Here is a 9,956-nt window from a genome sequence, read left to right on the forward strand (position 1 = left end):
CGATCGAGTACGGCCTGTTGGCTGCCTTGATCGTGCTGGGTGCCATGACGGGTTTCACGGCATTGGGTGGATCTGTTGCCGACTTGTTCGACTACTGGTCCATGAAGGTGGTTGAGGCCCTCGGTCAAGTTCCATGACGCGTTTCGCGAGCCGGCGTCAACGCAACAGGCTCGCGGGGTACGGATCCGGCCCTTCTCGGATCGCTGTTCGGGGAGCCGGCCGTCCGGTCTCTTGTTCTTCTAAACACCTAGTTGTGGAGAGAGCCATGCAAGTCATCAAGTCCATCCAAGCCTTTGCCCGCGACGAAGAGGGCGTGACCGCCATCGAGTACGGCCTGATCGCGGCGCTGATCGCCGTCGTGATCATCGGCGCTGTGACGACCGTCGGGACGAACCTCTCGGACGTCTTCGACTACGTCGCAACCAAGCTCACCACGCCCTGAGCTAACGGACCGGGAGCCCGGAATTTCCGTCCGGGCTCCTAAACCGCACCACGGAGCGAAGTTCCATGACGATCTCAGCCAGCATCGCGACCGCCGACTCCCTGGCGCTGGCCGCCCTGGTGCTGGCCGCCGTCGTCACGGACCTGCGTTCCCGCCGCATCCCGAACCGCCTCGTCCTCGCCGGTCTTGCGCTGGCCGTGGCGTCTCACGCCGCCGCGCTATTGACCGGCGCGCCGTCCCTGGCCGGCCCCGCGTGGTGGGCCCCGCTCGCCGGCCTGCTGACCGCCGGCCTCGCTCTCATGCCACTGCACCTGCTGCGCGCCTGCGGCGCCGGCGACGTGAAGCTGATGGCCATGGCCGGCGCCTTCCTCGGCGCGCCCGCCGCGCTGCGCGCCGTGCTGTTCACGCTGCTCGTCGGCGGCGTTCTGTCCGTCTTCTACATGCTGGGCCGCGGCGTCGCGGCCCAGGCCTTCGCCAACCTGCGCTTCATGTTGACCGAGTGGCTGCTGCGCGTGCGCGGCGGCGGCCAGGGCATCGCCCTGGCGCCACTGGCCAGCACCGCCGCCAGGTTGCCCTATGGCGTGGCGATCAGCGCCGGCACCTTGATCGTGCTGCTGTCGCCGACCGGAGGCTGAATCGCTCACAGCCCTGGTTGTGGAGGGAGAAAAAACGATGAGCCTTGTCAACTTTCCAAACACCCTCGCCGCGCGCCCTGCCCGCGCGCCGGAGGGGGCCGACGTCAACGGCGCCTTGCCCCGCGCGCCGCTGACCCAAGAGGAAACCGGCCTGCCCGCCAGCTTCCTGGTCGAGCTCACCGCCAAGGTGATGTTCCAGCTCGGCCTCACGCGCCTGACCGACCTCGCGCAGCAGATGTGCCTGTCGGCCGCGGTGGTCGAATCGCTGTGCCAGTTCATGCGGCGCGAGAGCATCGTCGAGATCGTGCGGCGCGGCCAGCACGAAGCCGACGTGCAGTACGAGCTCACCCAGGGCGGCCGCCAGCGCGCTGCCGATTGGCTCGCGCGCAACCAGTATGTCGGGCCGGCCCCGGTGTCGCTCGATGTCTATGTCGAGCGCGTCCGCGCCCAGTCGGTGACGCAGCAGCATTTCAACGTGCACGACGTGCACGCCGCGCTCGGCGGCGTCCTCGTGCCGGAGGCCCTGATCGACCAGCTCGGCACCGCCATGAACTCCGGCCGGCCGATCCTGCTGCACGGCCCGGCGGGCTCGGGCAAGACCTACCTCGCCGGCTGCCTGCAAAAGCTCCTGCGCGGCGCCATCGCGATCCCGCATGCGATCCTCGTCCACGGCGAGGTGATCCGCGTGTTCGACGAGCACTGGCACCGGACGCTGCCGCCGCCCGCCACGCTCACGCCCTCGGCGCTGGACAGCCGCGCCCGCCCCGATGCGCGCTGGGTGTTGTGCGAACGGCCGGTGGTGATGGCCGGCGGCGAGCTGACGCTGGCCATGCTCGACCTGAGCTTCGACGCCCGCGCCGGCTACTACGAGGCACCGCCGCACTTCAAGGCGAACAACGGCCTGTTCATCGTCGACGACCTGGGCCGCCAGATGGTGCAGCCGCAGGACCTGATGAACCGCTGGATCGTGCCGATGGAGCGCCGGCACGATTACCTGATGCTGCGCAACGGCGGCAAGTTCCAGATCCCGTTCGACCTGGTGCTGGTCTTCGCCACCAACCTGCGGCCGGCCGAGCTGGCTGACGGCGCCTTCCTGCGGCGGCTGGGCAACAAGATCGAGATCGGGCCCCTGCCCGAGCTGTACTACCGCCGCGTGTTCGAGGCCGCCTGCGCCGACGAGCAGGTCGCCTTCGACGCCGATGCCTACCGCCGCCTGCTGAAGAAGTGCCACCACCGGCTTCAGCGCCCGCTGCTGGCCTGCACGCCGCGTGACCTGGTTCACCTGGTGGCCAGCCGGGCCGCCTACCTCGGCCTGCCCGCCGCCCTCACCCCCGAACTGCTGGACTGGGCCTGGCACACCTATTTCGGCGCGAGCGGCAGCGCCGACGCCAGCCCAGCCGATACCGATTCGTCGCAACACGGAGTTGTCTCATGAGATCAAGAGGTTTGCTGATGCTGCTGATCGCGGCGATCGCCGGCCTGGCGGCCGTGGCGCTGGCAGCGCGCTGGATGCAGCAGCAAGGCGGCAAGCGCAGCCAGGTGGCGGTCGCCAACGTCGACATCGAGCTCGGCTCGCGCCTGTCGGCCGAGATGGTGCGCATGACCGAGTGGCCGGCCGGCAGCATTCCGGCCGGTGCCGCGACCGACACCGAGAAGCTGGTCGGCCGCGTGGCCCGCGATTCGCTGCAGCGCGGCGAGCCCATCCTCGAATCGCGCCTGGCGCCGGTGGGCACCAAGGGCGGCCTGTCGGCGGTGGTGCCCGAGGGCAAGCGCGCGATGACCGTGCGTGTGAACGACGTGATCGGCGTGGCCGGCTTCGCGCTGCCCGGCACCTACGTCGACGTGATGGTCAACACCCAGAGCGAAGGCAGCAAGGGCAACGACAAGGACCGCACGATCTCGAAGATCGTGCTCGAACGCATCCTCGTGCTGGCCGTGGCCCAGGAGGCCGACCGCGACACGACCAAGCCGAAGGTCGTCAACGCCGTGACGCTCGAGCTCAGCCCGGGGCAGGCCGAGATGCTCGACCTCGCACGCAGCGTCGGCACGCTGTCGCTGGTGCTGCGCAACCAGACCGAGATGAAGTCGGTGGCGACCGCCGGCATCACCAAGGCGGACCTGCTCGGCATGGCCACCCCGGCGATGGCGGTGGCGCCAGCTTCGGCCGCCGCGGCGACACCGAAGCCCGCCCCCGTGCGCCGCGTGGCGCTGGCGGCGCCGGCCCCCGCGCCCAAGTCGACCAATTGCGTCGAGGTGATACGCGGCGTGCAGCGCCTGACCGAATGCTTCTGAACACTTGCCGGAGGGAGACCAACGTGCGCCCAACCCCATCACCCCTGCGAAGCCCAGCGATCCGAGCGGTCGCGCTGGCCGCCTCGCTCGCCGCCGGTACGGCCCTGGCCGCCACCAAGCCCGCGCCCCTGCCGGCCCCCGCGCCGCGTGCCGAGGCCCCGGCGCAGGCGCCCTGCGAGCGGCTGGACATCGCGCCCGTCGTCACGGTGGCCGTCGGCAAGTCGACGGTGATCCGGCCGGGGTCGCCGGTCGCGCGCATCCTGCTCGGCAACCCCGAGAACGCGCGCGCCGCCCGGCCCAGCGACACGCCCGAGCCGGCCGCCAAGGACGACTCGGTCAAGACACCGACGCAGAACCTGCGCCCGGGCGTGGCCGATATCGACGTGCTGTTGCTCGGGCCCACCGAGATCTTCCTGCTCGGCAAGACCGTCGGCTCGACCAACGTCGTCATGCTGGACCGCAGCGGCCGCTGCACCGCGTTCGACGTGGTGGTCGGCATGGACACGAGCGGCCTGCAGGCCGTGCTGACCCGGCTGCTGCCCGACGAGAAGGGCATCAACGTCAGCGCGGCGTTCGACTCGGTGGTGCTGTCCGGGCAGGTCAGCGATGCCGAGGCGCTGACGCGCGTGACCGACCTGGCCAACGCCTTCGTGCGCGGCCAGAGCCGCGACGGAGGCGGCCCGGCCAAGAACCCGCGCATCGTCAACCTGCTCGAGGTCGGCGCACCGCAGCAGGTGATGCTGGAGGTCAAGGTCGCCGAGATCTCGAAATCGCTGCTCGACAGCTTCGGCCTCGATTTCTCGCGCGCCTATGTGGGCGACCGCGGCGAGGCGATGCGCTTCCTGTCGGGCATCTTCGGCGGCGGCGCCGGCGTGCTCACCAACCTGTCGGGCACCGGGCCCAACAACGTGCCGCTGAGCAGCGTGGGCACCGTCGTCGGCGGCACGGTGACGGGCACCGTGACGGCCGGCAACTCCAGCGCCGTCACGCAAGGCGGCAATGTCACGGTCACCTACGACGCCGCCGGTCGCCCGATTTACACGACGACCTACGGCACCGTGCCGGCCAAGGGGGTGACGAATGCCGCCCTGAACATGCAGAAGACCGACGGGCTGGTGAAGGTGCTGGCCGAGCCCACGGTGATGGCCATCAGCGGCCAGACCGGCAGCTTCCTGGCCGGCGGCAAGATCCTGATCCCGATCATCCAGACGGCCGACGGCGGCGGCCGCACGATCACGCTGGACGAGAAGGAATTCGGCATCTCGGTGAAGTTCACCCCCACCGTGATGGGCGGCGGCCGCATCAACCTGAAGGTGCGGCCCGAGGTGTCGGAGCTCAACGCAGCCGGCGTCGTGATCGGCAGCGGCAACTTCAGCACCGTGCTGCCCTCGTTCACTTCGCGCAAGGCGGAGACGACGGTGCAGCTGCTCGATGGTCAGAGCTTCGCCATCGGCGGCCTGATCAAGAACAACACCACCACCAACGTCAAGGCCTTCCCCTTCCTCGGCGAGATCCCGGTGCTGGGCGCGCTGTTCCGCAGCACCGAGTTCCAGACCGACAAGTCGGAACTGGTGTTCGTGATCACGCCGCGGCTGGTCAAGCCGCTGCCGGCGGACTACCGGCTGCCGACCGACAACTACGTGGCGCCGACGCGCAAGGACCTGATCCTCAACGGGCGGATCGAAGGCGAGCGCCCGGCAGCGCCGCCGCCGGCGCCCGCCACGGCGCCGGCGGCGGCGCCGGCCACCACCCCGGCAACTGGCGGCTTCGATGTGCCGACTACGGAGAACAAGCGATGAGAGCCCTCCACGTGCTTCCGGCCCTTTCCGGGCTGACCGCCGCCTGGCTGCTGGCCGGCTGTGCCGCCACCGCCTCGCCGAACACCGACACGACGATGGGGGATGCCGTGCGCGTGATGCGCGCCCAGCAGCTCATCGACGCGTCGGCGGCCCAGCGCCACGGCGCGACGGTCACCACGACCGAGGGCCGCACCGTGCGCGGCGCGGTCGACAGCCTGCGCGAGGCGAGCAAGAACCCGGCGCCGTCGACGGTGATCAACGTGGGCGGGGGTTCCAGCGGCCAGTGACCGATGCCGGGAGACCCAGCATGAACAAGCCTCTCGTGATGCATGCGCGGCGGCCGAGCGCCCGCCGCGCCACCCAGCGCGGCGCCGTCGCCATCGTCGTCGGCCTGACGCTGGTCGTGCTCGTCGGCATGGTGGGCCTGGCCATCGACGGCGGCCACCTGTACCTGACCAAGACCGAGTTGCAGAACGCTTCCGATGCCTGCGCGCTGGCCGCCAGCTACAACCTGACCGGCGCACCGGCCATCAGCCAGGCCTCGTTCATCGAAGCGGATGCCGCCGGGGTCACGGTGGGTGCGCGGAACAAGGTCGACTTCCAGGGCAGCAACGTCGCCAACGCCGACATCACGGTCGAGTTCGCCGAATCCCTGACCGGCGGCGCCTGGCTCAAGGCCACCAGCAACCCGAGCGCCAACTCGAAGTACGTGCGCTGCACGCTGCAGCGCACCGGCATCACGCCCTACCTGATGCAGGTGATGGGCTTCGGCGACCAGACCGTCAAGGCCATGGCCACCGCGACGCTGGCGCCTTCGCAATCGAACTGCGCGGTGCCGATGGGCCTGTGCACGCCGACCGGCTCCACGCCGCCGGAGTACGGCTACGTCAAAGGCAACTGGTACGGCCTGGATTTCAAGGACACCGGCGGCAATGCCAACTACACCGGCAATTTCCGCTGGCTCGATTTCGACCCGAACAAGACGACGCCCGGCTGCCCCGGCGCCGGCGCCGGCGAGATCGCCTGCGTGATGCAGGGCACGGGCCAGTGCAGCCTGCCGCCGCCGAACAGCGGCTCCTGCCCGAAGACCGGCGGCACGACGCCGCCCGGCTGCGTGGGCGAGAACGGCAACGTCAGCAAGATGGAAGCGGCCTACAACTCGCGCTTCGGCGTCTACAAGGGCGGTGGCGGCAACCCGAACCTGAACAACGCGCCGCCCGATTTCACCGGCCGCGCCTACGACAGCTCGACCTGGTCGCTGGCGCGCGATGCCTTCAACGGAACAGGGGCACCGGGCGAATCGAACTTCAAGGCGGCCCGCACGGCGCACATGAACACGCAGAGCGCCTTCTACTCGAGCCCGTACAGCAACACCACCGTGGAAGACCACACGAGCCATGGCGCCGACCGCCGGGTGGTGGTGGTGCCGATCGTCGACTGCAACTCCTTCACCGGCGGCGGCCAGTACGCCCCCATCCGCGCCTATGCCTGCGTGCTGCTGCTGGATCCGTACCGCAAGTCGTCCAGCTCGGTGATCACCCAGTTCGAGTACCTCGGCCTGGCCAACGCGCCCGGCAGCCCCTGCGCCAGTTCGGGCGTGACGGGTGACGACAGTTCGCAGGGGCCGCTGGTGCCCTCGCTGGTGCAGTGAAATGAAGCGGTCCGCCCCTCGATGCCATGCGACCGCCCGGCGCACCGAGCGCGGCGGGCCGCTGATCGAGTTCGCGTTGCTGCTGCCCATCCTGCTGGCGCTGGCCTTCGGCGCCACCGAGCTCGGGCGAGCGATCTACACCTACAACGCGCTGGACAAGACGGTGCGCGATGCCGCGCGCCATCTGTCGCAGCACGGCCCGGGCGACACGCAGATCCAGGGCGAGGCCACCTGCCTGGCGGTGTACGGCAACACCGACTGCTCGGGCGATGCCGTGGCGCCGGGGCTGAGCACCTCGATGGTCGTGCTGTGCGATGCGATCTCCTGCCCCTCGACCCACCTGTCGCAGGCCACCGGCGTCGGCGTGATCAATCTGGTGTCGGCCAGCATCCAGGGCTACGAGTTCTTCTCGGCCGTCACTTACGTGATACCTGACCTGGACTTCAACAACATCACGGTCATGATGAGGGCACAGCTATGAGCAAGGCCCTGTCCACCCAGGCCGGCGTCGCGGCCGTCGAGTTCGCGATCGTGTGCAGCGTGTTCTTCACCGCACTGCTGGGCGTGGTCGAGTTCGGCCGCCTGCTGTGGACCTGGAACGCAGCCACCGAAGCCACCCGCCTCGGCGCCCGCCTGGCCGTCGTCTGCGACATGAACGACGCCGACATCGAGGCCCAGATGATCGAGCGGCTGCCGGCGCTGACCGCCGGCAACATCACCATCGCCTACCTCGACCCGCCCAACGCCGAAAACACCTGCACCGTCGCCACCTGCAAGGCCGTGCGCGTCTCGCTCACCGGCTACGAGCACGAGATGATCATTCCGTTCCTGCCGTTGACGCTGACGCTGCCGCCGTTCACGACCACGCTCCGGCGGGAACACATGCAAAGCGCGAGCAACCCCGTCTGCTCGTGAGTGGCAGGACCGACACGACATGAAGATCAAGATCATCACCCCGCGCGTCGTCAACGCCGAAGCCTGGGCCAAGGCGCTGGCCGGCCTGAGCCCGCAGCCGACGGTGGAGGCCTACGCGCAGCAGCTGCGCAACGTCAACGTGCTGGTCAACGGCATCCGGCCCGACCTGGTGCTGGCCGAGACCAGCGGCCCGGAGGACCTGGCCGCGCTGGAGGCGCTGGCCAGCGCGCACCCCGAGATCGACTACGTGCTCGTCAGCGCCGACCTGGAGCCGCAGGTGCTGCTGCGCATGATGCGCGCCGGCGTGCGCGAGGTGCTGCCGGCACCGACGCCGGACCAGGCAGTGGCCACCGCGGTGCTGCGGCTGATGCGCAAGCGCAGCGCCGCGGCCGCCGTGCCGGCCGAGAAGAAGCAGGGCAAGGTGCTGTCCTTCATCTCGTGCAAGGGTGGCAGCGGCGCCACCTTCCTGGCCGCGAACCTGGCCCACATCCTCGCGGCGAACGGCGAGCGGCGCGTCGCGCTGATCGACCTGAACCTGCAGTTCGGCGATGCGGCCCTGTTCGTCAGCAGCGAGCCGCAGACGAGCCACGTGGCCGAGGTGGCGCGCAACATCGCGCGGCTGGACCGCGAGCTGCTGCTGTCGGCCATGCTGAAGGCCGCTCCCGGCCTGTGGGTGCTGGCGGCGCCGGAAGACCCCGCGCTGTCCGCCGAGGTGCAGCCCGAGCACATCCAGAACATCCTGAAGCTGGCCCGCGAGACCTTCGACTTCGTGGTGATCGACGTGGGCCGGTCGCTCAGCGCGGTCACCTTGCAGGCGCTGGATGCGAGCGACCATGTCTACGCGGTGCTGCAGCTCACGCTGCCGTTCATTCGCGACGGCAAGCGCCTGCGCGACGTGTTTCGCTCGCTCGACTACCCGGCCCGCAAGATCCACTGGGTGGTCAACCGCTACGAGAAGGACAGCCAGCTGACGCTGGCCGACCTGCGCCAGACCCTCGGCGTGCAGGACCTGGTCGTGATGCCCAACCAGTACCAGGCGGTGGCGGCCTCGGTGAACCAGGGCACGCCGGTCGACCGCATCGCCCCCCACAGCCCGATCACCCGCGCATTGCGCGAATTCGCGGCCCAGCTCGCGCCGCAGGAGACGAAGGGTCGCGGCGGGTGGTTGTCCAACTTGATGCGCGGCAGCGGCCAGCGCCAGAAGGGAAGTGAAGTATGAGCCTGCGTGAACGACTGGAGGCCGCGACGGCGAACTTCGTGCCGCCGAACGACGGCGCCGAGGACGCAGCCCAAGCGGGCCGCGGCTACCAGGCCACCAAATCGCGCATCCACCAGGCGCTGCTGGCCCGCATCGACCTGGAGGCGATGGACAGCCTGTCGCCCGAGCGCCTGCGCGACGAGTTGCGCCAGATGGTCGAGCGGTTGCTGATCGAGGAGAACCTCGTCCTCAACGCCAACGAGCGGCGCAACCTGGTGCGCGACATCCAGTACGAGATGCTGGGCTACGGCCCGCTGGAGCCGCTGCTGGCCGACCCGACGGTGTCGGACATCCTGGTCAACACCTACAAGCAGGTGTATGTCGAGCGCCGCGGCCGGCTGGAGCTGACCGACGTGACCTTCGTCGACGACGACCACCTGATGAAGATCATCGACAAGATCGTCTCGCGCATCGGCCGCCGGGTGGACGAATCCAGCCCCATGGTCGATGCCCGGCTGCCGGACGGCTCGCGGGTCAACGCCATCATCCCGCCGCTGGCGGTGGACGGGCCGATCCTGTCGATCCGCCGCTTCGCGGCCACGCCGCTGCAGATGTCGAACCTGATCACGTTCAAGTCGCTGTCGGAGCCGATGGCCCAGTTCCTGGGCGCGCTGGCCGAGGCGAAGGTGAACATCCTGATCTCGGGCGGCACCGGCTCGGGCAAGACCACCTTGCTCAACATCCTGAGCAGCTACATCTCCGCCTCGGAGCGGGTCGTGACGATCGAGGACGCGGCCGAGCTGCAACTGCAGCAGCCGCACGTCGTGCGGCTGGAGACGCGGCCGGCCAACGTCGAAGGCCGCGGCGAGGTGGCCCAGCGCGCCCTGGTGCGCAACGCGCTGCGCATGCGGCCCGACCGCATCATCCTCGGCGAGACGCGCGGCCCCGAGGCGCTGGACATGCTGCAGGCCATGAACACGGGCCACGAGGGCTCGATGACGACGATCCACGCCAACTCGCCGCG

General features: G+C 69.6%; 11 protein-coding genes. All 11 read left to right on the forward strand.

Going from position 1 to position 9,956, the window contains the following annotated elements:
* The first annotated feature begins 265 nt into the window (after positions 1-265).
* The gene (locus VJ693_RS09810; RefSeq protein ID WP_324153677.1) at positions 266-442 is read left to right on the forward strand and encodes a Flp family type IVb pilin; all 177 of its coding nucleotides are present in this window, start codon (positions 266-268) and stop codon (positions 440-442) included.
* 65 nt (positions 443-507) lie between these two features.
* Positions 508-1,077, forward strand: a complete 570-nt coding sequence (locus VJ693_RS09815; RefSeq protein ID WP_324153678.1) for an A24 family peptidase — start codon at positions 508-510, stop codon at positions 1,075-1,077.
* A gap of 37 nt (positions 1,078-1,114) precedes the next feature.
* Positions 1,115-2,512, forward strand: a complete 1,398-nt coding sequence (locus VJ693_RS09820; RefSeq protein ID WP_324153680.1) for an ATP-binding protein — start codon at positions 1,115-1,117, stop codon at positions 2,510-2,512.
* Positions 2,509-3,369 (forward strand): Flp pilus assembly protein CpaB, encoded by an 861-nt coding sequence (cpaB, locus tag VJ693_RS09825; RefSeq protein ID WP_324153682.1) that lies wholly within the window; start codon positions 2,509-2,511, stop codon positions 3,367-3,369. The genes VJ693_RS09820 and cpaB overlap by 4 nt, the downstream gene beginning before the upstream one ends.
* Positions 3,370-3,392: 23 nt before the next feature.
* On the forward strand, positions 3,393-5,168 hold the full coding sequence (locus VJ693_RS09830; protein WP_324153684.1) for a type II and III secretion system protein family protein: 1,776 nt from the start codon (positions 3,393-3,395) through the stop codon (positions 5,166-5,168).
* Complete coding sequence (locus VJ693_RS09835; protein WP_324153685.1) at positions 5,165-5,455, forward strand: hypothetical protein; 291 nt, start codon at positions 5,165-5,167, stop codon at positions 5,453-5,455. The genes VJ693_RS09830 and VJ693_RS09835 overlap by 4 nt, the downstream gene beginning before the upstream one ends.
* A 20-nt stretch (positions 5,456-5,475) precedes the next feature.
* A complete protein-coding gene (locus VJ693_RS09840) occupies positions 5,476-6,819 on the forward strand; it encodes a pilus assembly protein TadG-related protein (protein WP_324153687.1) in 1,344 nt (447 codons plus the stop codon).
* Position 6,820: 1 nt separating this feature from the next.
* Positions 6,821-7,300: a TadE/TadG family type IV pilus assembly protein gene (locus tag VJ693_RS09845; protein WP_324153689.1), complete on the forward strand. Its 480-nt coding sequence runs from the start codon at positions 6,821-6,823 to the stop codon at positions 7,298-7,300.
* A complete protein-coding gene (locus VJ693_RS09850; protein ID WP_324153691.1) occupies positions 7,297-7,734 on the forward strand; it encodes a TadE family protein in 438 nt (145 codons plus the stop codon). Before VJ693_RS09845 ends, VJ693_RS09850 begins: the two co-directional genes overlap by 4 nt.
* A 19-nt stretch (positions 7,735-7,753) precedes the next feature.
* Positions 7,754-8,953: an AAA family ATPase gene (locus tag VJ693_RS09855; RefSeq protein WP_324153693.1), complete on the forward strand. Its 1,200-nt coding sequence runs from the start codon at positions 7,754-7,756 to the stop codon at positions 8,951-8,953.
* On the forward strand, positions 8,950-9,956 hold a 1,007-nt coding region (locus tag VJ693_RS09860; protein ID WP_324153695.1), incomplete at its 3' end, for a CpaF family protein. The genes VJ693_RS09855 and VJ693_RS09860, both read left to right, overlap by 4 nt.

It is taken from the genome of Ideonella sp. (genome assembly GCF_035254525.1).
GTDB lineage: Bacteria > Pseudomonadota > Gammaproteobacteria > Burkholderiales > Burkholderiaceae_C > Ideonella.

Excerpts from the sequence above, each read along its gene's own strand:
- VJ693_RS09820 (WP_324153680.1), top strand. The coding sequence starts at position 1,115 with ATGAGCCTTGTCAACTTTCCAAACACCCTCGCCGCGCGCCCTGCCCGC.
- VJ693_RS09815 (WP_324153678.1), top strand. The coding sequence starts at position 508 with ATGACGATCTCAGCCAGCATCGCGACCGCCGACTCCCTGGCGCTGGCC.
- VJ693_RS09810 (WP_324153677.1), top strand. The coding sequence starts at position 266 with ATGCAAGTCATCAAGTCCATCCAAGCCTTTGCCCGCGACGAAGAGGGC.
- cpaB (WP_324153682.1), top strand. The coding sequence starts at position 2,509 with ATGAGATCAAGAGGTTTGCTGATGCTGCTGATCGCGGCGATCGCCGGC.
- VJ693_RS09855 (WP_324153693.1), top strand. The coding sequence starts at position 7,754 with ATGAAGATCAAGATCATCACCCCGCGCGTCGTCAACGCCGAAGCCTGG.
- VJ693_RS09850 (WP_324153691.1), top strand. The coding sequence starts at position 7,297 with ATGAGCAAGGCCCTGTCCACCCAGGCCGGCGTCGCGGCCGTCGAGTTC.
- VJ693_RS09840 (WP_324153687.1), top strand. The coding sequence starts at position 5,476 with ATGAACAAGCCTCTCGTGATGCATGCGCGGCGGCCGAGCGCCCGCCGC.
- VJ693_RS09845 (WP_324153689.1), top strand. The coding sequence starts at position 6,821 with ATGAAGCGGTCCGCCCCTCGATGCCATGCGACCGCCCGGCGCACCGAG.
- VJ693_RS09835 (WP_324153685.1), top strand. The coding sequence starts at position 5,165 with ATGAGAGCCCTCCACGTGCTTCCGGCCCTTTCCGGGCTGACCGCCGCC.